Genomic DNA, 25,263 nt, shown 5'->3' with positions numbered 1-25,263 from the left:
TCAGAAAACACCCTGCTAGGTCTTTTTACCCACATGCGAAACTATGGGTGCGGCCGACGGTCGGTGAACTGCCCGAACACCGGTCTGGCCGTGCCTCTGACATCGTGGCCGGAAACTGTCGGTACCAGTCCACGCCGTCGCATACTGGATCGCACACCGTGTGGTTGGGTGCGTCCGTGCTGCTGGTACTACAAACATTCAAACCGGCCGCATCCCTACTTCCGGTGAATGCGCCTCGACGACTACATCGAGGACTTAGAGCCCGACGAGGAAGCCGAGCGACGACGTCTCGCCAAGGAAAAGTCGTACGCGATTACGGACCACCTCGAGGAGTTCGAACGCCAGTTTGACGACGCGTTGAGTGGCGACACGCTCGTTGGCTCGACTTCACCGTCGATTTTCGTCGGCCGCTCGAACTATCCTGACATTCCTGTTGGACTCCTTTCACCGGTCGGGAACGAAGACGACGCCCAGGAGTACGTCACCGACAGCGAGTGGTATCGCGACGATTACGCGATTCCCGACGTGCTACAGCGCCGAACTGGTCTCCTGAACTCGAACAAGCGCGCGAACGTCGATTCGCCGAGTATTGCAAGCCGGCTGACGCCGAACGTTCACGATTCGTGGGACGGCTTCGTCGGCGTCCAGCGCGAGGTCGCCATCTCGGGTCGTCCCGTTGATCTCGAGATCGGTCTCGATGATAAACCGGATCTTGGACTCGATACAGGGACGGATGTTGCAACGCCTCGCGGCCCCAGAGCCAACGCGCGCAACGCCGAACTTCGCGAGAACCCCTACGTGCCGAAACCGGTCAAGAAGACCTTAGAGGACGACGACTGGCAGGCTCAGGGCGCGATGACCTATCTCTATCGTCGGGGCTTCGACGTCTACGAGATCAATTCGATTCTCTCCGCGGGCGCGCTGGGCGAGGCGAAACAGCGCCGACTCGTCCCGACGCGCTGGTCGATTACGGCGGTCGACGACACCGTTGGCAAGTACCTGCGCGGGCGCATCCGTAACGCGCCAAGCGTCGACGAGGTACAGGTCTGGGCCAACGAGTACATGGGCAACCGCTACTGGGTCGTCCTCGCGCCGGGCAACTGGGAGTTCGAACTCGTCGAGATGAAAGCCCCCGGCAGCATCTGGAATCCCGATCCAACGGGCGACACCTGGATGGCAAGCGCGAGCGAGGGCTTCGAGGGGCGCTCAAGTTACGTCGAAGAAACCGCGGGGGCGTACTATGCGGCTCGATTAGGCGCGCTGGAACATCTCGAGTCCATTGGCAGACAGGCAAAGTGTCTCGTGCTCCGGGAAGTGAGCGACGACTACTGGGCACCAGTCGGCGTCTGGCAGGTCCGCGAAAGCGTTCGCAACGCCTTCGACGGCCAGTACGGCGAAGCCGAGACGTTCCACGGCGCACTCGCCGAAATCGCCACGCAGTTGCCAATCTCATACCAGCGCCTGCGGCGCAAATCCGAACTCGCCGCCGGGTTGCAGTCGAATCTGAGTGCCTTCGGCGCTCGAGGCCCGTCTGAGTAAGGAGAACACCTTTGTCCGCGCGGCCCGGACCGCCGCACATGTTTCCCGCATCCATTCCCAGCGATCCGCTTACGCTGCTGGCCGCACTCTTTACGCTGTTCGGACTGCCACTGATCATCTTCAGCCTCGTGCTCTTCTATGCCGGCTACATCCGACACGATGCTGATCAGGCACTCGAAGCACTTGAGGCCGAACTCGACGAGCAGGACGCCGACCGAGCGGCCGCGGATGATGCACGCGACAGCCATGACGAACGCGACAGTCAGCGGACACCCGTAGACGAACCCGAAACCACATCACCACTCGAGTCAGCAGCAGAGTCAGCCCACGCGCCAGCGGATGGCGTTGGTGAGCCGAGAGACGGTGACGATCAAACGAGACGGACCGACGACCCTGACGGGCGGTAGCAGCGAGTCACTACGCGATACGCTGGCGTGTCGCCGTCGCGTTTGGAGACAGAACCGGCACCGACTCGAGCAATCAGTCCCAGTCAGTCGCCGTCGCTGACTTCGGTCTCGACCGACTCGAGGCGTTCGAACGTTTCTGCGGTCAGGTCACCCGTTTTCTCGAGGATGTCGTCCCACGCGTCGTTGTCGGGGGCTGTACCGAGTAAGCGAGCAATCTTCATGATCGAGACGTGATAGACGCGCTGGCGACCCGGTGCTTCCTCCCAGATGATCATGTTGCAGGGAAAGAGCCCGCCGATGCGTTTCGTCTCGTCTAAGGCCTGATCCGCGATTTCGGGATTGCAAGCGCCAAGCACGTAGTAGGGGTCGCGATCCGCATCGACTTTCTCGTTCAGCAGTTCCGACGGGGAAAACTCGACTGGGATACCAAAGCCGACGTCCTTACAGACCTCGCGGACGTGTTCGATGGCTTCCTCGTGATCCATCTCGAGGATGGCCTGTTTCTCGCCGAAATCATCGGGATCGAGCGTCGCTGGGTCGATTGGGAGCGTCATGGTCGCTGCTTCGAGCGCCCCAGCCTTAATCCCACGCCCGACGCGGGGTTTCATTCGACGGGCGAACCCCTTTCTCACTCCGTGCTGTTCCCACGTGTGCCATGATCGAACACGAACGAGACCTCTTCGCCGAAACGCTTCGCGAATTATACCACATCGAATAGGAACTCGAGGACCTCCAATCGAAACTGGCGTCGGAAGCGGTCGACGAAGCCGTCGAGGAGTTCTACATGGCTCACAGCGAGTCGACGAGCGAGCAGATCGCGCGCCTCGAGATTACGAAACTCGAGACGTTGCTCGAACTCGCAGATCGGATGGATCTTCCGCCAGAAGTCGTCGACTCACTCGAGCAAACCAAAGCGGAGGCAGCGAACGGACTCGAGAAGCTACAAGCGATTTCGGCTGGCGCGTAGTCATATCCGGCGACGACTACAGCGGGAGTGAGACAAGACGTGCAATCACGAGAAGCATCATGACGGCACCGAGGACGACGAACACGGCGTTCTCGAGGTCTGGATCACCGGCGACGACCGGCGTGGAGCTGGGCTCTGGCCCGTACGGGTCGTCTTCATCTTCGCTCTCGTCCTCGTCAGCCGCGTCCGATTCATCACGCGAGAGATCCAGCGGGAACCGATCCTGCTCGGCTGTGGTCTCGCGAGTCCCGTCGTTACTCGAGTAGTGCGGTTGCTCAGTCGCCTCTGTTGCTGTCGATGTCGATGCGTCGTCCTCGATATCCCACGCGCTCGGGCCGTCCCACTGGGCGTCGCCCGTGGTCGATGCGTCCGGAGAGTCGGTCTCCGAGTCGCCCCGTTCGGGCGCTTCGTCAGCCATGTCTCGCCGTAGTAGCCCCGCAATCAAAAACCCGCGGTCCGCGAGAGGTCGGCCTCGATCAGTCGCGGTTCGCTCGTGATTCGATCGTTCGGTCGCCGATGTCGCCGCCGTAGACGACCCCACGCTCGGCGTCGACCGTCACCGTCTGGTCGGCGTCGATATCCTCGATATCGGCACCGCTGATCATCGGAATGTCCATCTCTCGAGCGACGAGCGCGGGATAGCCCGTCATCCCACGCTGGGCGTTGATGATGCCGCCGATTGTCTCTAAGTCACCGGAGAACTCCTCGTTGAACTCCGTGGAGAGGGCAACGATCGCTCCCTCGGGGACGTCCGAGAGGTCGCCATCCGATGTTCGGACGACGGGGCCTGTTGCACGACCCTCGACGACGACGCGGCCGGTCGTCAGCGCCTCGGCGGCGACGTGGACTTTCAGCATGTTCGTCGTGTTCGCCCCCTCGAGTTCGGTCATCATGCCGCAGAGAACGACGACGGTGTCACCGCTTTCGGCGATGCCAGCGGAGAGCGCCGCTTGGACGGCTTTTTCGACGACGGCGTCAGCACCCTGATCGGAGACACGGGCATACAGCGGCGTGACGCCCCACGAGAGCGCGAGGCGGCGTCGGACCTCGTGACTCGGCGTCGAGGCGACGACGGGGACGCCCGGCCGGTACTTCGCGGTCTTCAGCGCTGTATAGCCGGATTCGGTCGCAGCGACGACGGCGTCCGCGCCGATGTCTCGAGCAAGAAATCGCGCGGAGCGTGCGAGTGCATCCGTTCGAGCCTCGCCGGCGGATGGAACCCGCTGCTCGAGTGTTTCGGAATACTCCTCGGAGCCTTCGACCTCGCGGATGATGCTGCCCATCGCCTCGACGACCTCGGAAGGGTGGTCACCGATAGCGGTCTCCGCCGAGAGCATGACGGCGTCAGTCCCGTCGAGCACGGCGTTTGCCACGTCCGAGGCTTCCGCGCGGGTTGGCCGTCGCGCAGTCACCATCGAATCGAGCATCTCAGTTGCCGTGATGACCGGCAGCCCCTCGTTGCGACACTTTCGGATGATCCGCTTCTGGATCATCGGCACGTCCTCCATCGGACACTCGACGCCCAGATCGCCGCGAGCGACCATGATGCCGTAGGAGGCGTCGATGATCTCGTCTAAGTTCTCGACCGCGCCGACGCGTTCGATCTTCGAGATGAGCGGAATCTCCGCGCCGAACTCCTCGAGCACCTCGCTGACCTCGTAGACATCTTCTGCGTCCCGGACGAAACTCGCCGCGACGAAGTCGACCTCCTTCTCCGCAGCCAACTCGAGGTCCTTGCGGTCGCTCTCGGTGACGATATCCAGATCGAGGTCGACGCCAGGGACGTTGACGCCCTTCCGCCCGCCGAGTTCGCCGCCGGTATCGACGTGTGCGCGGACGACATCTCCGTCGCGCTCGAGGACGGTCGTCTCGATCAGACCGTCATCGAGGAGGATGCGGTCGCCTTCGGAGACGGCGTCGACCGGCAGCGAGAGGCCGACCGTTTCGGGTGTCACGTCGTCGCCTTCGACGAACTGAATCTCGGAGTCCGTCTCGAGGGTGACGGTTTCGCCCTCTGGCAACGGTGCGGTTCGGATCTCTGGTCCCTGCATGTCGAGCATGACCGCGACGGGTTCGTCGCGCTCGTCGTCGACATCGCGGACGCGGTCGATGAGGTCGGCTCGGTCCTCGCGGCTGCCGTGGCTCGCGTTGAGGCGCGCGACGGACATGCCAGCATCGGCGAGATTTCGGATAGAACGGCGGTCGCTCGAGGCAGGCCCGAGCGTGCAGACGATTTTCGCGTTTCTCATAGCCGCAGTTAGCGGGGGGATGGCAAAAAAGCCACGTACTTTACTCGATTTCGAGTTGGTTTTGCCTGCCGTCTTGTGCCACGTGAATCGTTTTCCGCGTGTTTGTGATAGAAAAGCGAACGTATGCCAACCTACGCCTCGCTCATCACGGTCGATGATCGTGACGTCCAGAACGCACAGGAACTGGCCTCCATCTGGGGCGAGATTCGGACCGAATTCGAGGACCACAACGCCGAACTCGTCGATTCCTACGCGGTCCTCGGCGAGCACGACTTCGTGATTATCTTCGAGGCGACAGATCGCGATTCGGCGTTCAAATCCGCGCTCACGCTTCGAAAGCACGGGCTCGAGGGCAAAACGATGGGACTCATCGATACGGACGACTTCTCGCAACTGGTCGACGAGATTTGATACTGCCGGACAAAAGTCAGTAAAGATTTTCGACCACCCGTTCGGTCGGAAATCTGTGACTCGTTTTGTCCGGCAGTAGGTGCAGCGCGCTCGAGCGCCGATATCGCTCGAGACGGACGCGTTACTCGAGGCGTTCGGTATCGACGACGCGCACTGAGTCATCGACGAACACCGCAAGTCGGTCGACGTTGCATTCGACATCGATCCGGAGCCGCGTGGGCTCGTCATCGACGACAGTTACCGCGTCGTCGGTGACGAACGGCACGTTCCAGACCTGCCAGTCGGCAAGGTCGATGCCGTGCTCCCAGAACAGCGAGACGACAGCCGGGTGCGAGAGAACCGCAACGCCGACGTGCGAGCCGCCCAGCGGGCCGCACTCGGTGCAGGTGCCCCCGAACGTATACTGCCAGTACCGATCCGGCCCGTCGCCGACCTCGAGTGAGCGCTCGACCGTCGCGTGACAGTACGGACAGATACCCTCGAGAATGCGCTCGACGGTGTGTCGCCACAGCGTTGAGGCGACGGAAAGCAGTTCCTCGAGTTCCATCTCTCGGTCGGCTGCCCCGGCGGGCCGGACGGCGTGGGCGTACAGCGGGTCGCCGTCGTGACTAACTGTGACGACGCTATCTTCGTAGACGGCGGTGAGCGGACTGTCGTCTGCGTCACTGCCGATCGGGAGCTTCGTCGGGCCGCAGACGTCGTGCGAGCGCCACGCGTCGATGTCGATTACCTTCGCAATCTCGAAGCCGGCGAACGTCAGTCGGTAGCCGCTTCGCCCGCCATCGGCCTCGTCGACCGACTCGAGGAACGCGCCATCGAGTTGGCGCAGGTGGTAGTTGAAGTTGCCCTTGTCTTCGATACCGACGGCCTCGCGCAACTCGGCGTACGGAAGCGTCTCCTCGTGTACCGCGCCGGTTTCTTGCCCGCGTTCGTACAGCGCACGTAGTATCTCGAGGCGCGTCTCGTTGCCGAGGGCCTTGAACGGATCTTCGGGGCGGTCAAAGCGCGAGCGGTCGTGTTGGGAGTGCTGTGCTGGCATAGCGGTTCACGAGCGCCGACGGCAGCGCATGGAGAAAAATATTGCTCCGAATACATATGCCGTTCCCTCGAGAAGCACGACCCATCACTGATGTCGAACCCCATTCCCCGCAGACGCGTACTCCAGGGCTCGGCCCTACTCGGCGCAACATCGTTTGCTGGCTGCCTTCCAGAGACCGTCGCCGCGGCCGACCGCTCTCGAGGCGCGACGGGCGACTCGAGTGGGTATATACCCGCCCCAACACCCGTCTCGAACATTTCCCAGGCCGACGCGCTCGATCTCGATGGCCTCGAGTCGTTCGTGGACGACCAGCTGGACGACCTGCTCGACGCTCACGATGTCGTCGGCGCGTCCGTCGCAGTCGTCCACGATGGAACCGTCGAACTCACCGCGGGCTACGGTGAGCGCGACGCAGAAACTGGCGAGTCGGTCGACCCCGCGGAAACCGCGTTCCGAATCGGCTCGGTCTCGAAGCCACTCGTTTGGACCGCCGTCGCGCAACTGCTCGAGGACGGCCGAATCGACCCGGACGAGCCACTCGAGGCGTCTCTCGAGTCGGTGTCAATTCCAGAGACGGACGACGACTCGATCACGATGGCTCATCTCGCGACACACACGGCCGGCTTCGAAGAGCGGTTTCAGGGAACTTGGGTCGACGATCCCGACGAGATCCGGCCGCTGCCCGACGTGCTGAGCCAGGAGCAACCGAATCGCGTGCGCCCACCTGGTGAGATCATCTCCTACTCGAACTACGGCACCGCACTCGCCGCGCAGGTCGTCGCCGACGTGACCGGCATGCCCTTCGAAGATTACGCGCGCGAGCACCTGTTCGACCCACTCGAGATGGACCACACGACGTTCGAACAGCCCGTCCCCGACGGAATCGAGGTCACAAAGGGCTACACCGCGGCCGCAGGGATGCGACAGGAAACGCCGCCGCTCCATCTCGAGATCGCCCCTGCTGGCGCGGCAACGGCGACCGCAGCCGATATGGCACAGTTCCTGCGCGTCCACCTCGGGGACGGCGACGTCGACGGCAATCGCGTCCTCGAATCCGAGACAGTCGAGGCGCTCCACCAGCAGTGGTTTACCCACCACGACGCACTGCCCGGGATGGCTTTCGGCCTGATCGAGGGCGACCATAGTGGAATTCGTGTGCTCGAGCACGACGGCGCGATTCCCGGCACGTCCTACAGCTACCTGCTGGTCGTCCCCGAGTACGACTTCGGGCTGTTCTGTGCGTACAACACCGACACCGGCGCGGCCGCAAACAGCGCGTTCGTCGATGCACTGCTCGAGGAGTACCTGCCTACAGATGATGAAAACGACGCACCGGCCGAACCCGACGGCCCACCCGAACACGCAGCCGCACTCGAGGGAACCTATCGCGGCGTTCGCATCGCGGAGTCGACCCATGCCCGCTTCTCCTCGACACTGCAGGCCGGCTCGGTCGATGTGACTGTCGACGACGACGGCTATCTCGTCACCGACTTCGGCGGCGGGCCGGAGCGCTGGGTCGAAACCGACGAGTCGCTCGTCTTCACGACCGTCGACGGCGATGACACGCTAGCCTTCGGCGCACAAGACGGCGACGTGACCCACCTCTTTCTCGGCTTTCAGGCGTTCGAACGCATCTCGAGGCACGAATCGCTGTCCGTCCATGGCGGTCTCGCCGGCGCTGCAACGCTCGGGATGCTTTCCGGTGCCGTTGGCTGGCCGCTCGCACGCGCACGGAGACGATTCGGCGGCGGTGGGGAAAACGATGCGGCTGCTGGCGAGAGCGACCATGAGGACGAGCACAAAACGGACGCCGCGAGCAGTGACATGGACTTGAACGGCGACACGCACTCGAATGACAACACAGACTCGAGCACACAGGGAGTATACGACCGCTTGACAGCGTGGCTCTCGCCCGCTCGAGCGCGATGGATCGCTGGTGGAGCAATTACTGCCCTGTTCGGCTTCGTCGTCGGCGCATTCACGCTGTTAGTACTCTCGCCATATACGCTGTTGAGCAGGCCGCCGCTCGCGTACGACCTCGTCTCTCTCCTGCCTATTCTCGGCGTGCTTGGAACGGCGGCCGCTGCCGTCTGTACCGTCGTCGCCTGGCGCGAGGGCTACTGGGGCCGGCTCTCGAGGATTCACTACGCGCTGGTGACGGTCAGCCTCGTTGGGTTTTGCTGGCTGCTTTCCTACTGGAACTTCCTGCGCGTGCCGCTGTAGCTTTTGGTTACATGTTCCAACTCGGGATTTATCCGGTTACAACCACTGCACACAATAATGGTCCCCGAAGATCCGGAACAGCAGGTACTGATCGAATACGAGATTCACGAGGGTGAATCTGTCAGTACGGCTGCGATCAATGCTGTCAGTTCACTCAACGACTGTGACCCATGGGAGTTGCGCCCACTGTATGCGACGATAGATCCAGAATTCCTGGACGAACTGTGTGAGTCACAGCAGACTGGCACAGTAAAATTCGTCTACAGCGACTTTCACATCACTGTTGAGAATGGCACATATCTTCTCCTTCAACCAGCAGACTGCAGGTAATTCTCATAATTCTATCCGAGGAAACCGAACCCTCGCTCCGACCGCTGCTTACCGAATCTTCTCGCCGATCTCGGCGTCGCCGTGAGTCGTCAGCAGATCCGCCTCCTCGCCCGCCGCGAGGATCATGCCGTTGGACTCGACGCCGAACAGCTCGGCTTTCTCCATATTAGCGAGCATGACGCATTTCTCGCCGGGGAGTTCGTCGAGGTCGTGGAGCTGTTTGATGCCGGCAACGATCTGGCGCGTCTCAAAGCCGATGTCGACCTCGAGTTTCGCGAGGTCGTCCGCGCCCTCGATTCCCTCAGCGGACTCGATGCGGCCGACGCGGATGTCGAGTTCCTGGAAGTCGTCGAAACTGATGCGGTCGTCTGCGAGCGGCTCGAGGCCGTCGATCTCGGTCATGTCGTCGGCTTCGGTCGCGGCCGTGTCGTCGCTTTCGGTTTCGGCGTCGGCTGACTCGTCGTCATCGTCTGTCGCTGCCGACGCGATACGGTCGGCGAGTTTGACGTTGAGTTCCTCGACGCGGTCGTCTTCGATTTTCTCGAAGAGTTCGCCGGGTTCCTCAAAGGTTCGGGGTGGAGCCTCGAGTGCGTTCTCGAGGTGCGTTGCAGACACATCGCCGTCCTCGCCGAGTTGCTCCCAGAGAGCCTGGGCTTTGTCGGGGGCAATCGGCTCGAGCAGGACGCCGACGGCCTTGGCGATCTGGACACAGTCGCGGATGACCTGTGCGGCTTCGTCGGGGCTCTCGTCGGTGAGCTTCCAGGGTTCGTGGCGCTGGATGTACTCGTTACCGAACTGGGCGAGTTCGGTCGCTGCACGGCCAACGCCGCGCAAATCGTAGTCGTTGACGCTCGAGCGGGTCGCCGCGATGGCGTCCTGAATGCGCTCGTGGACTTCGGTCGAGACGTCGGCGTCTGGCGTGCCCTCGTAGTTGCGGTAGGCAAACAGCAGCGAGCGGTACCAGAAGTTGCCAACCGTTCCTACCAACTCGCCGTTGACCTTCTCCTGGAAGGCATCCCACGAGAAGTCGACGTCCTGCTGGAGGCCGCCCGTGGTCGTCAGGTAGTATCGCAGCAGGTCAGGATGGAACCCTTCCTCGAGGTACTCTTTCGCCCAGATCGCACGATTCCGACTGGTCGAGAGGCCCTTGCCGTTGATCGTGATGAAGCCGGTTGCGGCGACGCCGCGGGGCTTGTTGTAGTTCGCCGCCTCGAGCATGGCGGGCCAGAAGATCGTGTGGTGTTGGATGATGTCGCGGCCGATGATGTGGACGATTTCGCCGTCGCCCTTCCAGGGCTGTTCCCAGTCGTACTCGTCAGTGCCGACGCGTTCTGAGTACTGCTTGGTTGAGGCGATGTACTCGATTGGGGCGTCGACCCAGACGTAGAGGACGAGTCCATCTTCGCCGTTCGGGTAGTCAATTCCCCAGTCCATATCGCGGGTGATACACCAGTCCTGCAGGCCGTCTTCGATCCATTGGCGTGGCTGGTTGCGCGCGTTCGAGGTACCCTCTAAGTCGTCAAGGAACTCGGTCAGGAACGTCGAAAACTCGGAGACCTCGAAGAACTTGTGCGGGCGTTCGCGGTACTCTGCGGGGTTGCCGGTGATCGTACTCGTTGGGTCTTCGACCTCGCCGGGCTCTAAGTGGCGCTGACAGCCCTCGTCACACTCGTCGCCGCGGGCTTTCTCGCCGCAGTAGGGACAGGTTCCCTCGACGTAGCGGTCTGGGAGATACTGGTCTGCGTCAGGGTCGTAGGCCACCTGGATCTCCTTTTCGTAGATGTAGCCTTCCTCGTCCAGCGTGCGGACGATATCCTGCGTGAGTTCGGTGTTCGTCTGGTCGTGAGTGTGGCCGTAGTTGTCGAACTCGACGTTGAACTTGGGGAACGTCTCCTCGTACTGTTCGTGCCAGTCAAGCGCGAAGTCCTCGGGGTCGACACCCTCCTGCTCGGCGTTGACGGCAACCGGGGTACCGTGCATGTCCGAGCCACAGACATAGGCCGTCTGCTGGCCAAGCGTTTGCAGTGCGCGATTGAAGGCGTCTGCGCCGATGTACCCGCGTAAGTGACCGATGTGGAGGTCCCCGTTCGCGTAGGGGAGCCCACAGGTCACGACGGCGGGGCTATCCGTCGGAAAGTCGTCGTTGCGTGTGCTCATATTCGTTCTCTGTCGGTGGCGGGCGTAAAACCCGCCGGTTTTCGGTCGTGCTCTCAGTACAGTTCGTGTCGCCTCGAGAAACTCAAAACGACGACTCGAGCGCACGGGTTTCGACGCCGCGATTGGGGCCGTATGACCGGCCTCGCGGCGCGTTCCCCGCGGTGGCGCTGTGGCTACGAACGCATACGCATGCGCGTCGGCATGCGAGTGCAAGAACAGACAGCAGTGGTGACAGCGCCAAGTCGCATACTACCAGTTACTCGCTCGCGCGTGATAACTGTTGGTGATTCTGCGAGTGTCTGCGGGCTACGCCTCGCTCGAGTCGACGCTCCAGACATCTCGCAGGTAGCCGAATCGGCCGCCGATCAGGAGGAAGACGCCGACGAGGCCGAAGCCGAGAAACAGTGTGAGAAACGCGCCGCCGCCGATATCGAGGACAAGCGTGCCGGCCGCACAGACCCACGCGAGCCAGCCAAGGGCCTCCCAGGGGCGGCCGCCGTACAACCGCCAGACCGACAGCGAGAGCGCAAAGCCGCCGAACGCGGCCGCGACGACGATTCCCTCGAGCGCGAACGCCGCGGCTGCAAGCGCGATGAATCCAACGACAGCCATGCCGTCGAGCCAGTCAAAGGCCATACTATCTGTGAGTCGCAGCGGGCGGGTAAAACGCGTATCGATCCTCGAATCAGCAGATTAGTCGTCGCTCACGACCGGCACGCTCGCACGCACCTCGAGTTGGTCGAGGTCGCTGATAAACGAGGCGAGCATCTCGCGGGTGACGTGGGGCATACAGACGATGCGGAGTTCGCCGGTTGCAGTGCGGGAGATGCGCCAGCCGCGTGCGCGGAGAGCGTCGAACGTCGACCGGGGAAGGTCCGCGGCAACCAGTGGGAGCGTCGGTTCGATGACGCTGTAGCCGCGCTTCTCCAGAGCGTCGGCGAGCCATTCGGCGTTGTTCTGCGAACGGACGTACTGGCTCCGGTAGCCACTCGGCCACAACTCTTCCATCGCGGCGACGGCGCTTGCAACGCCTGCACCCGAGCGGGTTCCGGTGAGCGTCGCCTGCGAGGTCGACTCGAGATAGGGCGTGTCGATTGCGAGTTCGTCGAGAAGACGCTCGTCGCGCACGAGCAAGCCGCCTGCGGGGACCGCGGCCTGGCCCATTTTGTGAGGGTCGATTGCCATTGTGTCGATGTCGGCGTGGCCGAAATGCCACTCGTCGTCGGTAAAGGGAAGGACAAAGCCGCCCCAGGCCGCGTCGACGTGACACAGTGCGTCCGCTGCGTGGGCGATCGTGGCGAGTTCCGGAATCGGGTCGACGCGCCCGTACTCGGTCGTCCCGGCAACGCCGACCACGAGCGCAGTCTCCGAATCGACTGAGGCCCGGACCGCCTCGAGATCGGCGCGATACTGCTCGTCAACGGGGACGATCCGAAGGTCGACGCCGAGGACATCCGCGGCTTTCTGAAAACTGAAGTGCGCCGACTCGGGCATGACGATGTTTGGTCGCCGCGTCTCAGCGCGCTCGCGGGCGATGCGGACTGCCTGAATGTTCGCTTCCGTCCCGCCGCTTGCGACGTAGCCGGCCGGGTTCTCGAGGCCGGCAATCTCGCCGAGCATCGCGATTGCGTCGTCCTCCAGGGCGGCGATGGTCGGGTAGGTGCCGGGGTCACCAGGATTCGTCGCGAGAAACCGTTCGGCCGCCTCGCGCGCTACCGGGTGGGGCTCGGTGCACATCGACGACAGCACCCGGTCGAACGCCTGCGGCTCGGTCTGCATATCACGTATGTAGATGGTTTTGGGTTTATGCATTGCGTTTGGCTGCCATTGCGCTAGCTGCGACGCCAGTCGAACCCTGAGATAGCCGCCCAAAATATCGCCTATGATATATTAAAACAGGATTTAATAATAACAACTTTAAACAAGCAGTCTGGTGACACTGGTATGACGTATACACGTCGAACGCTACTCGAGACTGGCGTCGGAACCGCACTCGTGACCGCGCTGGCCGGGTGTACTGCGCTTACGTCCGATGATGAGTCGGCTGACGGCTCGGATACCGAGGCGGAATCCGACCCCGAGTCTGATGATACCAACTCGAGTGCAAACGAGACGCCTAACGCTTCTGACGACGATTCCGACGGCGAGTCGGATGCTGAGGCGAACGGCGAGACAGACGACGAGACGGACGACGAACCGACCGAACACACCCTCGAGTTGCTCGGTGAGGAACACATCGACCATGAGCACGCGTGTCTCCACGCCGAGTTCGATGACCGAACACCGCTCGAGGCTGGCTCGGAAACTGAGGCGGCAGCTACCGTCGACGAAACGCACGTCATCTGGGAGGTAACTTACGAGGGCGAAGCGGGCTACGTCACTTTCGACGCTGACGCTCATCACGCGGACGGCTCGTTCGTCTTCTATACAGCCGACGGAACCGCAACACCCGTTTCGGGGACGCTACTCGAGGAGGGCGACGTTGACGACGATGAGTGTGGCCCGCTCGATGAGTACGTGGAAGTCGAACCCGAAGAAGGCGTGATCACGCTCGAGTTACAGGCAGAATAACGACGGCGCGGAACTGCGGTAGTTCAACATTCTGTCAACTGCCTGTGCGCTCAGTCTGCGCCCAGTGCCGCCCGCAGCGACGGAAGATTGAGTTCTTCCATCTGTTCGATCCAGCCCCAGTCCTGTTCGTTCCACTCTTCGGTCGTCCCTTCGACTGGTGTCAGCGGCTCGTAGGTGTCTGCATCGGTGTTCTCGAGGAGCACCTCGACCATCTGCGGGATGTCCTCATCAGGATTTGGCGTCTCGAACGGATCGTAGAGGACCGTCTCGATATCGTGTTCCTCGACGACGTCGATGGCCTCGGCGATGTCCGATTGGGATTCAGCTGCATCGGGGGAGATTCCGACAGGCGTGTGAATCTCGAAATCGTAGCGGTGCTCGATGTACTGGAACGCGTCGTGTCCGGCGAGGACGGCCACGTCGCGCTCGGCCTCGGCTGCAAGTTCTTCGAACTGCCGGTCAACGTCCTCGAGGCGTTCGATGTAGGCCGCGGCGTTGTCCGCGTAGGCGTCGGCGTTGTCGGGGTCGATATCGGCGAGTCCATCCGCGATGGCCTCGACGACATCCTGTGCGAGAACGGGGTCGACCCAGACGTGCGGGTCGTAAAACTCCGGCACGTCGCTCTCGTCGAGTTCCTCGACGACATCCGCGGTCATGCTATCCTCGCTCGTATCCCAGATCACCTCGCTGCCAGCGACGAGTTCAAAGGCAATCCGCGTCCGACCGGCCTCGAGGCCGTGGAACTCGACGTAATCGCCGTGCGAGACGATTTCTACGACATCGTCGTCTGCGCCATCGAGGACGCGCGCGTCGAACTGGAACGGCTGGTCGTCGCCGAGTGGCAGGATGCGTCCCTCGTCGTCTTCGAAGACACCCTCGACGGCGGCGTGGCCGTCAACCGGCGCGTCAGGGACACTGCCGTGCCAGTGGTCGATGTGCCAGTAGGCGATTTCCTCGCCGGACTGGCGGTCATAGACCTCGAACCCGTCGACGGTGAGCGAGTCGGGATCGTACTCGTGGTCAGTATCAGGAGTCCGGTCGGTGTCTGCGTCTCGATCAATTGGCAACAGCGACGACTCGAGGCCGTCCATCACGTCGATGACGGCGATATCATCGTAGTCATCCTCGAGGCCGGCGGCAACGTCTTGGGCCCACGAAAACTCGGCCGTATCCAGATAGATGAACGTGTCCGAGTCGGCGATGTCGCGCTGGATGTCCGCTGGTGGTTCCCAGCCGTGGCCCATCTCGCCAGTGGCGACGGGATTCGTGAACGTCATGTGGTCGCCGGCGACGTGTTCGGCCCAATCCCAGAGTGTGAAAAAGGCCGCGTAGCCGCTGTGTTCGGCCTCGCTTTCGCTTTCAGTCCCGTCACTGTCGGTTCCGTTTCCGCTCGGTTCGTTCATGCAACCGGCGAGTGCGCCGAGTGCGAGCGTTGCGCTACTGGTCAGCGTCGCACGTCGTGAGAGATCCATACACACACGTGTGGGGTAGCAAACAAGTATCTTATTATCTTGTCCCAAGGTTTTACTAAATTCTGTTATTGAGATTGGTCTCATTGCTAAATCGATACGCGGTCCGTCGCTGTGGGGCGTCTTACTGGATCAACCGCCGTGCCAGCGGACTCGAGTCGAGCGACCATCGCGAACAGCAACGTGTGGGATCGATTGCCATCGCTATCCACGCGGGCGCTGTTTGGAACATGTTTCAGCTGAGTTGGAAATACGGTCCGTCATAGCCTCTCCGTGCGGTCTCGAGCATGTTCTTCGACATTAGACATTAGTCAAACCATTGCTAGTTATTAAAACCAGCCAACTAGATAATATTTTTAAACATCCAACAGAGATGGGTTGGTAGCATAAATGATTGCAAGAAGACAGCAGACGAAACGACAAGATGCGCTGACAATCGTTGCAGTGCTGATGGTTGCCGTCGCGGCCGGCGGCCTCCTTGCGAGCGGAACAGTCGGCGCTTCAGATGACACCGTGCCCGCCGAGGACGCCGAGGGCGTCATCTTCCTGGCCGAGGAATCCGTTGATCACGCACACGCATGTGGCCACGGTGACGAAGATCCGCGAACGCCACTCGAGGCTGGCGACGCGGTCGGCGAGGGACCGACACTCGAGGAGACCCACGACATCTGGAACGTCACGTACGTGGGTGACGAGGGATACGTCTCCGTTGACACTGATGCACACGCCTACGACGGCCCGTTCACCTTCTACGTGGCCGACGGTTCCGCGGAACCCGTTGATGCCACAGTTCTCGAGAGTGGCGAGGTCGAGGAGTGTGACTCACTCGACAACTATCTCGAGGTCGAGACGCCCGAGGACGGCACGCTCGAGTTTGAACTCACCGCGGACGAAGCCGATGAGGACGGTTCGGACGAAGAGTCCGATGGCGGTGACGAAACGGATGACACAGACGACACGAACGAAACCGACGAGAGCGAAAACAAGTCTGGCGACAGCGACGACGAGACGCACAATCTGGATATCGACGCGTTCGAACTCCTCGACCGCGAGACGAACGACGCGCTCGCGGACGTTCACGATGACCACTGGCACGGCGAGGTGCCCGACCTGCAAGCGGGCGACTCAATCTCGCTCGAGGCAGCTGTCACAGATGACGGTGACGAACTCGACCTCGGCGACGACTACCATCTCGAGGCCGCGTTCGCTGCGGGCGCAACCGAGTCCGTCCTGAGCCTCGAGAGCCACGGCGACCACGTCACGCTCTCCGGCGATGAAGCGGGCGAGACGGAGGTCGTTTTCCTGGTGAGTGATGGCGAGGAAGCAGTCTACGAGACGCCATCGCTCGAGGTCGCAGTTGACGCGGCTGACGATGACGAGAGTGATGGAGACGATGAAACCGACGGAGACGACGAACAGAGCGACGAACTCGGAACGCTCGAGGTAGTCGACCGCGACACGGACGCTGTCGTTGCCACGTGGCAAGACGGCGAGTGGGACGGCGAGATTCCCGACCTCTACGGCGGTGAGCCGCTCGTGCTCGAGGCGACTGCAGAAGACGACTCCGGCGAGGAGATCGAACTCGGCGACGACCACGAACTCGGTGTGTCCCATGCAGCGGGTGCTGAGGAGCTGCTTGGATTCGATGAACGCGGCGATCACGTCTACGTACTCGCTGCGGGCGACGGCGAAACAGAAGTCGTCTTCGAACTCCGCGAGGACGAGACGGTTATCGACGAGACGGCATCCGTCGCAGTCGAGTCGGAGCGGCCGCCTGGCATCAAATTCCTCGTTGAAACGGAAATCGACAACAGTCACGCCTGTTTCCACGGTGACTACGACTCCCGAACGGCACTGGATGGCGGTGACGAACCCGGGAGCGGCCCCGTCCTCGAGGACGACCACGTCATCTGGAATGTGACTGCCGAGGGCGAGTCAGGGTACGTCACGTTCGACACCGAACCGCACTGGTGGGACGGCCCGTTCGTCTTCTACACAGCCGACGGGACGGCTGATCCCGTCGACGCCGAGGTTGTCGAGCGCGGTGAGGTCGATGAGTGTGCAACCCTCGATTCGTACGTTCAGGTCGAAACGCCCGAGGATGGCCTGATCGACTTCGAACTGCGCGAGGACACTGAGGTTCCAGACGACATCGCAGGCGAGCAAACGACTGTGGCACACGAGTTCGCCGGGATTGTCGACGACGACCCACTCCCAGTCAGCGCAGACGGGCTGACCGACGGCGACGGCACCGCACTCGAGGGAGACGTAACGGTGCAGGTGGTCCGCGAGGACACCGTGCTCGCAGAAACGACCGGCGTCACGGTCGAAGACGGCTCCATCGACGGAGCAACGGTCGACACGACCGCAATCGACCCCGCCGTCGAACCCGGTCCAGCGACCATCGCTATCGACGGCGTTGACACGGACCACGAGGCAACAATCGACCTCGTCCACGAAGTCCGCTCGCTCGAGGATGGATTCTCGCTGCAGGGGATTCCACAGCCCGCCGCCCTCCACACGGAGAACGTCAGCGCACTTGAGCGCTGGGACACCGAGGCCGAGAGCTACGTCAGCCTCGGCGCGAGCTACGACGACGGCGAGGTGATCGACGCAGCTGGCGATCTCCACCGTGGACTGTACGTTGATGCCGACGCCGACGCGCGACTCGGTTACGACTTCCAGACTGACGACGCACCAGCACCCGGCGATGTCCACCTCGAGGATGGCTGGCACCTCGCGAGTGCGAACTTCGCACTCGGCGAAGATGAGGGAACTCGAACGCTCGGGGACGATCTGGTGAATATCGATCCCGAACGCGATGGGATCACGGTCTTCGACGCACAGCAGCGAACGCAACTCGGTGCGGGATCATTGATCAGCGGCTACGACGCCTACTGGCTGTACGTCGACAATCCGGATCGTGCCGACCGCGGAACGATTGGACCGAACTACGAGCCGACCGACCGCGCCGCTGCCCTGAACGGAGCCGACTAACCGCATGAATCACGTCCGAACAGTCATCGCAGCAATCATCATCATCTCGGCTATCACGGCCGGGAGCGTCGCCATCGGAGCCGCACAGGAGGGCGCGCCAGGCCCGCCGGCGAACTTCTACGGCGAGGCTGTTGACGACGATGGCACCCTCGCACCGAACGGAACGACACTCGTTGCCGTCGTCGACGGCACCGTCAGTGGCGAGATCACCGTCGATGAAGCCGGCGAGTACGGTGGCGACGACGCGTTCGACGAAAAGCTGAGTCTCGATAGCGCCGCTGGCGACGAGGTTTCGTTCCACGTCGCGAACGCCTCCGGCCCAGCCGCCCTCGAGAGCCCCGTTGATCTCGAGTCCGGAACGCACGAACAGTCGTTGACGTTCCCGAGCGGAGCGTTCGAGGATGGCGATGATTCGGACTCGGGCTCCGGCTCTGATCCAGGCTCAGGCCCAGGGTCCGACCCCGGTGACGAACCCGAGCCAGAGCCGACAGAATACACCCTCGAGTTACTCGCCGAACAGACGGTCAACCACGCCCACGCCTGCACGCACGGCGATTACGATGATCGGACATCGCTCGATGCGGGCGACGAACCCGACGAGACAGTCGTCAGCGACGATCACGTCATCTGGGCAGTCACCTACGAGGGCAGCGAGGGCTACGTCACGTTCGATACGACGGCACACCAGTACGACGGCCCGTTCGTCTTCTATATGGCGGACGGCTCGGTCGACCCGGTCGATGCGACGGTGACCGACAGCGGCAGCGTCGACGAGTGTGACACCCTCGAGGAGTATATCGAAGTCGAGACGCCCGACGACGGGACGATTGACCTCGAACTCACTGGTGGAGACCGAGAGAGTAGTCCGGATCTGGGTGCGCCCGGTGTGGGTGGCGGAGACGACACGGACGGCCCCGAAGCGAACATCTCCGTCGACCCGGCGAATCCAGTCATCGGTGAGACGGTCACGCTGAACGCCAGCAACTCGAGCGCACCGGATAGCGAGATCGTCGCCTATGAGTGGTCTGTCGGCGACAAAAACGTGAGCGGCGAACACGCAAACATCACGTTCGATGACCCCGGCGAGAAGACGGTCGAGTTGACCGTCGAGACCGACGATGACGAGACGGGGACGACAAACGAGACAATCACTGTGCTGGACGACGACGCTGCGTTCTTCGAGGTCACCTCTCTCGAGGCACCATCGAACGCCTCGCCCGGCGACTCGCTTGCCGTAACCGCCACCATCGAAAACAGCGGCACGGAACACGGAACCGCCACGATCACGTACGAGTTCGACGGCACTGTCGTCGAGGAGCGCTCGGTCGACCTTAAACCGGACAGCGAAACGACCCTCGAGTTCGACGCGGTTGCACCGGATGCAAACGGCGACTACACGCACCACGTCGGGACACCGAACGAGAGTGCGATTGTGACCACGACGGTCCTCGCAGAGCCGGACACGGACGAGCACCACGACGATGACGACGGCCAGCCTGAGTCGAACGAGTCACAGGACGACCGCGAGACAGACAGCTCACACGATACCGAATCGGACGACTCTGAGTCACTGCCCGTTTCAGGCTTCGGTTCCGTTGCTGCGCTTGCTGCCATCTTCGGTGTCTTGCTCGTCGTCCGTCGCGACTGACGCTCGGCTCTCGAGTTTGCCGTTTCGAGGTGTTTCAGTTGGATCGACAATCGATTGAGATGAGTCGTGACCCAAAAAACAGAACTGAGATCGTAACGAACCGTTAGCGGACCGACTCGAGCAACAACTTCTGTTCGACGCGTTTGACTTCGTGCTGGACGTCGCGGACGGCGTCGATGTTCGCCGAAATCGAGCTAATGCCTTCGTTGACGAGATACTGAACCATGTCGGGTTTCGAGCCGGCTTGCCCGCAGATGCTCGTATCCACGTCGTGTTCGCGGCAGGTTTCGATTACGTCGCCGATCAGGCGCAGGACGGAGGGATGCAGTTCATCGAAGCGGTCGGCGACGTGCTCGTTGTTCCGGTCGACCGCGAGCGTGTACTGCGTGAGGTCGTTCGTTCCGAACGAAGCGAAGTCGATGCCGGCCTCGGCTAACTCCTCGACCGCCAGTGCGGATGCTGGCGTCTCGATCATCACGCCCCACTTGCGCTTGTCCGGGTCGATTCCGGCCTCACGCATGAGTTTCGTTGCTTGGTAGACGTCTTCGGCGTCGTTGACCAGCGGCAGCATGATCTCGACGTTATCATAGCCCATCTCGTACAGGCGGCGGAACGCCTCGAGTTCGTGGGCGAACACATCCGAGCGGTCGAGCGAGCGTCGAATGCCTCGGTAGCCAAGCATCGGGTTGTGCTCGACGGGTTCATCCTCGCCGCCCTCGAGTTGGCGGAACTCGTCGGTTGGAGCGTCAAGGGTGCGCACGCGGACTGGCCGCGGGTAGAACTCGTCTGCGACGCTGCGGATGCCCTGGACGAGCTGGTTCGTGTACTCGTCGGTGCCGTTTTCCTCGATGAACTTCTCGGGCGTCTGATTCAGCGAGAGGATCATGTGCTCCGTTCGGAGCAGGCCCACGCCATCTGCGCCCGTGGCGGCCGCGCGTTCGGCGGCTTCGGGAATCGAGACGTTGACTTTGACCTCGGTCGCGGTCATCGGCTTAACCGGCGACTTTGGACGGACCTCCTCGACTGGTTCGGCTTCCTCGTCGGGTTCGACGGTTTCACCCTCGAGAACGGTCCCTTTGTCGCCATCGAGCGTGACGACCTGTCCGTCCTGCAGGACAGTCGTCGCGTTGGTCGTACCGACGACGGCGGGAACGCCGAGTTCCCGGGAGACAATCGCTGCGTGGCTGGTCATCCCGCCCTCGTCAGTGACGATTCCGGAGGCACGTTTCATCGCGGGCACCATATCGGGCATCGTCATCTCGGTGACGATGATGTCGCCCTCTGCGACCTTGGCCAGATCGTCGAGTTTCGTGACGATTTTTGCGGGGCCGCTGACAGTGCCCGGACTCGAGCCGAGGCCATCGATGATCACGTCGCCGGCACTGTCGCCAGTCGCTCCGCCTGAATCTGTGCTGGCGCTTGCGGTCTGTGTGCCGCTACCATCGGCGACGCCAGGAGCGGTGCTGACGGTGTCTTCGATCGGGTCTGCAGCCTCGGTGCGTGCCCCGTCGTCGATCGTCGTGATCGGACGCGACTGGAGCATGTAGATATCGTCCTCGAAGATCGCCCACTCGACGTCCTGTGGGGTGTCGTAGTGGTCTTCGACGCGTTCGCCGAGATCAACGAGACCCTCGATTTCCTCGTCGGTGAGAACGCGTTCGGTCTGGCGCTCATCAGAAACCGGGCGTTCGACGGTTTCGCCTGTCTCCTCGTCTTTGATGTGCATAACCTTCTTCTCGGCGACGGTGACGTCGGTCGAGCGATCCCCACGCGAGACGACGTAGTTATCCGGTGAGACTGCCCCGGAGACGACCGCTTCGCCCAGTCCCCAGGCGGCCTCGATGATCATCGTCGGATCACCCGTCGATGGGTGGCTGGTGAACATGACGCCCGATTTCTCGGCGTCGACCATCTGCTGGACGACGACCGCGATGTTGACACTCGAGTGGTCAAAGCCCTGTTCCTGGCGGTAGTAGATCGCTCGCTGGGTGAACAGGGAGGCCCAACACTCGCGGACGCGCTCGAGCAAAGCCTCTTCGGTGACGTTTAAGAACGTCTCCTGCTGGCCGGCAAAGGAGGCATCGGGGAGGTCCTCTGCGGTTGCCGAGGAACGGACGGCGACGAAGGCCTCTTCTTCCCCGCCGATGTCGCGATAGGTGGTGATGATCTCCTCGCGCAGGTCCTCGGGAAACGGCGTCTCGAGGATGAGTTCCTGTGCGCGGTCGGCCGCGGTCGCGAGCGCACTCGAGTCGTCGGCGTCGACGTCGACGGCCTCGAAGAGTTCCTCGTCGATTTCCGCCGCTTCGATAAACGAGCGGTAGGTCCCGGCAGTGACAACGAAGCCTGGTGGGACGGGTAATCCTGCACCCGTCAGTTCCCCCAGGGAGGCGCCTTTGCCGCCGACCCGCTCGATGTCGCCGGCACTGATCTCGTCCAGCCAGAGTACAGCCATCTGTATCTGAGTGGTCACTGGAGCGAATAAAGAATGTTGCGAACGTTCGTTCGTGACTGCAACTCGAAATTGGATCAATTTCTCCGCGAGAACGTTGTTCCTGCCAGGTAACTGGCCGATCAAACTGGACAGAGAGCACAGGAAACCACGTCTCACGAGGTGGACCGCTACTCGAGTTCACCGAACGTCTCTGCTATCCGAGAAAACCGATTGCTATTGCCAGTACGCTGCTCGAGCGGTTGAACGTGTGCTGTCTGCCCGTCTGCGTCAGGCCTCGAGAATCTCGTCGTCTTCTTCCTCGGGAATCACGAGCGAGCCATCGAGGACGGTCACGCCGCGGCCACCGACGCGAACCTCGTCCTCGAGGCGCACGCGGACCAGCCCCGGCCGGTCGACGTAGTGGCCCTGCTCGAGGCGCAACTCATCTGGCAGATCGTTGTCGAACGCACCGAATCGGTCCAGATAGGCCGCGACAGCGCCGCTTGCGGTGCCCGTGACGGGGTCTTCGGGGATGCCAGCGCCGGGTGCGAACAGCCGCCCGTGCAGGGTCGAGTCGGCCGCGAGCGCGTCGAAGGTGAACAGGTAGACCCCGAGTACGTCGAGTTCGTCAGTCAGCGCCTCGACAGCCGCCATGTCCGGCGTTGCGTCACCGAGATCTGAGAGGTATGTGATTGGGACGATTAGATACGGCACTCCAGTCGACGCTCTCGCGAGCGGAATATCGTCACTCGCCCCCTCGAGTGCGGCCTGTTCGACCCCGAGCGCGTCGGCCACGCGGTCGTAGCCAATATCGACTTCGCGCACCTGCGGGGCGTCCTGGGTCATCCAGACCGTGCCGTCGCCCTCGAGTTCGATCTCGAGGGGGCCGACGTTCGTCTCGAGGGTCGTCGTGCCCGACTCGAGGCCCTCGTCGTGGAGGTGGGCGAAGGTGGCGATGGTCGCGTGGCCACAGAGGTCGACCTCCTGTGTGGGCGTGAAGTAGCGAATGCGTCGGTCGGCATCGGGATCGTCGCTCGCGGAGACGAACGCGGTTTCGCTGACGGCCATCTCGGCGGCGATTGCCTGCATCTGGTCAGCGGTGAGTCCGTCTGCATCAGGGACGAGGCCGGCGGGATTCCCAGCCAGCGGTTCGTCGGTGAAGGCGTCGATCTGCAGAATGCGTGTCGTGTCCATACCGTGGGTGTGCGGCGACTCCCTCTTCGCTCTTTTCACTGCTGGCGACTCGAGAGCGCACGGACTCGTGCCAGGACGACGCCCAGCAACCGATCAGTCGTCACTCGGCGTTCCAACATCGAACGCCGAGTCCGAGTCAGAACCGGGTCCGCCGCCCCCGCCAGTGAGATCGTTCGTTCGCCACGTTCCTCGGCGGAACCAGAGGGCCGCACCGACCGCGCCGACCAGATGTGCAACCGCGAACGACGCCCAGATGCCTGACGGACCGAACGCACTCGAGGCGACCCAGGCGACGGGTATCTGGACGACCATGAACGCGAGCAAGACGAAGCCGGCGGCCGTCCCTGTCATGCCCGCGCCGCGGAAGCCACCCATGTAGGTGTACATTGCCCCAAAGAGGCCGAACGTCGGGGCAACGTAGTAGAGGAAGGTGGCCCCGGCGTCGACGACTTCCGGATCGTTCGTAAAGAGTGCGACCAGCGGCTCAGCGAACAGCGTCGAGAACAAGCCAACGGCGGTGAGACCGACGAAGATCACTGCGGCGGTGAGATGATTCGCCTTCGCCGCCCGGTCAGGCTTGCCAGCACCGACGTTCTGGCCGGTCATCGTCTCGACGCCCTGCGAGAGCGCCATCGCCGGCAGGACGATCACCGAAAGGATGCGCGTGCCGATCCCGTAGGCCGCGACAACCGGCGTCGCAAACAGCGCCACGACAAAGAGCAACAGCGAGATCGAGAGCGCGCGGCTCGCTCCCTCGAACGACGCTGGCAGCCCGATTCGGATGAGTTTGGCCCCATAGCTCGGGTTCGGGATCATCTCCTCGAGGCGGATGCGGACGCCGCGGTAGCCACGGAACATGAGCCAGAGACCGATTGCGAGCGTCACGCCGCGGGCGAAGATGGTCGCGTAGGCAGCACCGGCAATGCCGAGTTCGGGGAACGGGCCGACGCCGAAGATGAGCAGCGGATCGAGGACGATGTTGATCACGACCGAGACGAGCATGACCAGCATCGGCGTCACGGTGTCTCCGTAGCCACGCATGAGCGCGGTGAACATCATGAAGCCGAAGACGAAGACGAGGCCGACCGCGTAGATCTGCATGTAGCTCGTCGCGGCCGCGACGACCGCCGGTTCAGCATCGAAGAGCATGAGCAGGTCCTCGACGACGAAATAGCCCAGTCCACCGAGTACGAGCGAACTGAGAACTGAGAACGCAACGGTCTGCGACGCCGCATACTCCGCATCGCTCTCTCGGTCCGCGCCGATATACTGGGCGACGAGTACGCTGCCCGCGACTGAGAAGCCAATCGCGAACGAGATCAGCAGGAAGATGATCGGAAACGCAAAGCTGATCGCCGCGACCTCGACCGTTCCGTAGCGGCCCAGCCAGAACGTGTCTGCAACGTTGTACGCCGTCTGCAGGACGTTCGTAATGATAAGCGGAATCGACAGATAGAGCAGCGGCTTGACGATTCCACCGTCAGTCAAATCGACCTCCTCGTGTGCCGAAAACGTCTGCTCGAGGTGGTCCCGAAGCGTCATCGTTGCCTCCGCCGTCGCATCAGTCGCAACAATCGCACCAGCCGCGGCCGCGTTCCGTCTCGCGTAGTCACTGGACTAACTAACCAGTC

20 protein-coding genes are annotated in these 25,263 nt (G+C 62.4%); 9 read left to right on the top strand and 11 right to left on the bottom strand.

Features of this window, described 5'->3' with window-relative positions:
- Positions 1-228: 228 nt before the first annotated feature.
- Together nreA and G6M89_RS22140 are read left to right on the top strand one after the other, a co-directional pair.
- Positions 229-1,539, top strand: a complete 1,311-nt coding sequence (nreA, locus tag G6M89_RS11570; RefSeq protein ID WP_165161926.1) for a DNA repair protein NreA — start codon at positions 229-231, stop codon at positions 1,537-1,539.
- A 38-nt stretch (positions 1,540-1,577) separates the two neighbouring features.
- Positions 1,578-1,946 carry a hypothetical protein gene (locus G6M89_RS22140; protein WP_206335524.1) on the top strand — a complete coding sequence of 123 codons (369 nt, stop codon included), beginning with the start codon at positions 1,578-1,580 and terminating at the stop codon, positions 1,944-1,946.
- 83 nt (positions 1,947-2,029) lie between these two features.
- On the opposite strand, the gene G6M89_RS11560 is transcribed toward G6M89_RS22140, so the two are convergent.
- Complete coding sequence (locus tag G6M89_RS11560) at positions 2,030-2,500, bottom strand: DUF302 domain-containing protein (RefSeq protein WP_165161925.1); 471 nt, start codon at positions 2,498-2,500, stop codon at positions 2,030-2,032.
- Positions 2,501-2,730: 230 nt separating this feature from the next.
- Here G6M89_RS11560 and G6M89_RS22345 point away from each other — a divergent pair, with 230 nt between their 5' ends.
- Complete coding sequence (locus G6M89_RS22345) at positions 2,731-2,913, top strand: DUF892 family protein (protein ID WP_165161924.1); 183 nt, start codon at positions 2,731-2,733, stop codon at positions 2,911-2,913.
- Positions 2,914-2,929: 16 nt separating this feature from the next.
- Here G6M89_RS22345 and G6M89_RS11550 read toward each other — a convergent pair whose 3' ends face one another.
- Positions 2,930-3,331 carry a hypothetical protein gene (locus tag G6M89_RS11550; RefSeq protein WP_165161923.1) on the bottom strand — a complete coding sequence of 134 codons (402 nt, stop codon included), beginning with the start codon at positions 3,329-3,331 and terminating at the stop codon, positions 2,930-2,932.
- A gap of 58 nt (positions 3,332-3,389) precedes the next feature.
- On the bottom strand, positions 3,390-5,162 hold the full coding sequence (gene pyk / locus G6M89_RS11545) for a pyruvate kinase (RefSeq protein WP_165161922.1): 1,773 nt from the start codon (positions 5,160-5,162) through the stop codon (positions 3,390-3,392).
- A 123-nt stretch (positions 5,163-5,285) separates the two neighbouring features.
- Here pyk and G6M89_RS11540 point away from each other — a divergent pair, with 123 nt between their 5' ends.
- Positions 5,286-5,573: a GYD domain-containing protein gene (locus G6M89_RS11540; RefSeq protein WP_165161921.1), complete on the top strand. Its 288-nt coding sequence runs from the start codon at positions 5,286-5,288 to the stop codon at positions 5,571-5,573.
- 121 nt (positions 5,574-5,694) lie between these two features.
- On the opposite strand, the gene G6M89_RS11535 is transcribed toward G6M89_RS11540, so the two are convergent.
- Entirely contained in the window at positions 5,695-6,612 is a 918-nt protein-coding gene (locus tag G6M89_RS11535) for a winged helix-turn-helix domain-containing protein (RefSeq protein WP_165161920.1), read from the bottom strand.
- 90 nt (positions 6,613-6,702) lie between these two features.
- On the opposite strand from G6M89_RS11535, the gene G6M89_RS11530 reads away from it, so the two are divergent.
- Entirely contained in the window at positions 6,703-8,835 is a 2,133-nt protein-coding gene (locus G6M89_RS11530; protein WP_165161919.1) for a serine hydrolase, read from the top strand.
- 57 nt (positions 8,836-8,892) lie between these two features.
- Positions 8,893-9,165 carry a HalOD1 output domain-containing protein gene (locus tag G6M89_RS11525; protein WP_165161918.1) on the top strand — a complete coding sequence of 91 codons (273 nt, stop codon included), beginning with the start codon at positions 8,893-8,895 and terminating at the stop codon, positions 9,163-9,165.
- 48 nt (positions 9,166-9,213) lie between these two features.
- Here the strand turns inward: G6M89_RS11525 and metG are convergent, their stop codons facing one another.
- The 3 genes from metG to mfnA form a co-directional block, all read right to left on the bottom strand.
- Positions 9,214-11,322 (bottom strand): methionine--tRNA ligase, encoded by a 2,109-nt coding sequence (gene metG, locus G6M89_RS11520; protein ID WP_165161917.1) that lies wholly within the window; start codon positions 11,320-11,322, stop codon positions 9,214-9,216.
- A 306-nt stretch (positions 11,323-11,628) separates the two neighbouring features.
- A complete protein-coding gene (locus G6M89_RS11515; RefSeq protein ID WP_165161916.1) occupies positions 11,629-11,958 on the bottom strand; it encodes a hypothetical protein in 330 nt (109 codons plus the stop codon).
- Positions 11,959-12,015: 57 nt separating this feature from the next.
- The gene (mfnA, locus tag G6M89_RS11510; protein ID WP_165161915.1) at positions 12,016-13,101 is read right to left on the bottom strand and encodes a tyrosine decarboxylase MfnA; all 1,086 of its coding nucleotides are present in this window, start codon (positions 13,099-13,101) and stop codon (positions 12,016-12,018) included.
- 165 nt (positions 13,102-13,266) lie between these two features.
- Between mfnA and G6M89_RS11505 the strand changes: the two genes are divergently transcribed.
- On the top strand, positions 13,267-13,893 hold the full coding sequence (locus G6M89_RS11505) for a hypothetical protein (protein WP_165161914.1): 627 nt from the start codon (positions 13,267-13,269) through the stop codon (positions 13,891-13,893).
- A gap of 50 nt (positions 13,894-13,943) precedes the next feature.
- On the opposite strand, the gene G6M89_RS11500 is transcribed toward G6M89_RS11505, so the two are convergent.
- Positions 13,944-15,365 (bottom strand): metal ABC transporter solute-binding protein, Zn/Mn family, encoded by a 1,422-nt coding sequence (locus G6M89_RS11500; protein WP_165161913.1) that lies wholly within the window; start codon positions 15,363-15,365, stop codon positions 13,944-13,946.
- A gap of 387 nt (positions 15,366-15,752) precedes the next feature.
- Between G6M89_RS11500 and G6M89_RS11495 the strand changes: the two genes are divergently transcribed.
- Entirely contained in the window at positions 15,753-18,359 is a 2,607-nt protein-coding gene (locus tag G6M89_RS11495) for a hypothetical protein (RefSeq protein ID WP_241175295.1), read from the top strand.
- Positions 18,360-18,363: 4 nt separating this feature from the next.
- Positions 18,364-20,007 carry a PKD domain-containing protein gene (locus tag G6M89_RS11490; protein WP_165161912.1) on the top strand — a complete coding sequence of 548 codons (1,644 nt, stop codon included), beginning with the start codon at positions 18,364-18,366 and terminating at the stop codon, positions 20,005-20,007.
- Between the two features lie 103 nt (positions 20,008-20,110).
- Here G6M89_RS11490 and ppsA read toward each other — a convergent pair whose 3' ends face one another.
- The 3 genes from ppsA to G6M89_RS11475 all read right to left on the bottom strand — a co-directional run bounded on the left by ppsA (position 20,111) and on the right by G6M89_RS11475 (position 25,174).
- On the bottom strand, positions 20,111-22,459 hold the full coding sequence (gene ppsA / locus G6M89_RS11485; RefSeq protein ID WP_165161911.1) for a phosphoenolpyruvate synthase: 2,349 nt from the start codon (positions 22,457-22,459) through the stop codon (positions 20,111-20,113).
- Positions 22,460-22,726: 267 nt separating this feature from the next.
- Positions 22,727-23,632, bottom strand: a complete 906-nt coding sequence (locus G6M89_RS11480; protein WP_165161910.1) for a PhzF family phenazine biosynthesis protein — start codon at positions 23,630-23,632, stop codon at positions 22,727-22,729.
- A gap of 93 nt (positions 23,633-23,725) precedes the next feature.
- Positions 23,726-25,174, bottom strand: a complete 1,449-nt coding sequence (locus G6M89_RS11475) for an MATE family efflux transporter (protein WP_165161909.1) — start codon at positions 25,172-25,174, stop codon at positions 23,726-23,728.
- Positions 25,175-25,263 lie beyond the last annotated feature (89 nt).

Origin of the sequence: Natronolimnobius sp. AArcel1 (assembly GCF_011043775.1) — an archaeon.
GTDB lineage: Archaea > Halobacteriota > Halobacteria > Halobacteriales > Natrialbaceae > Natronolimnobius.
This window is presented reverse-complemented; position numbering and strand designations above follow the sequence as displayed.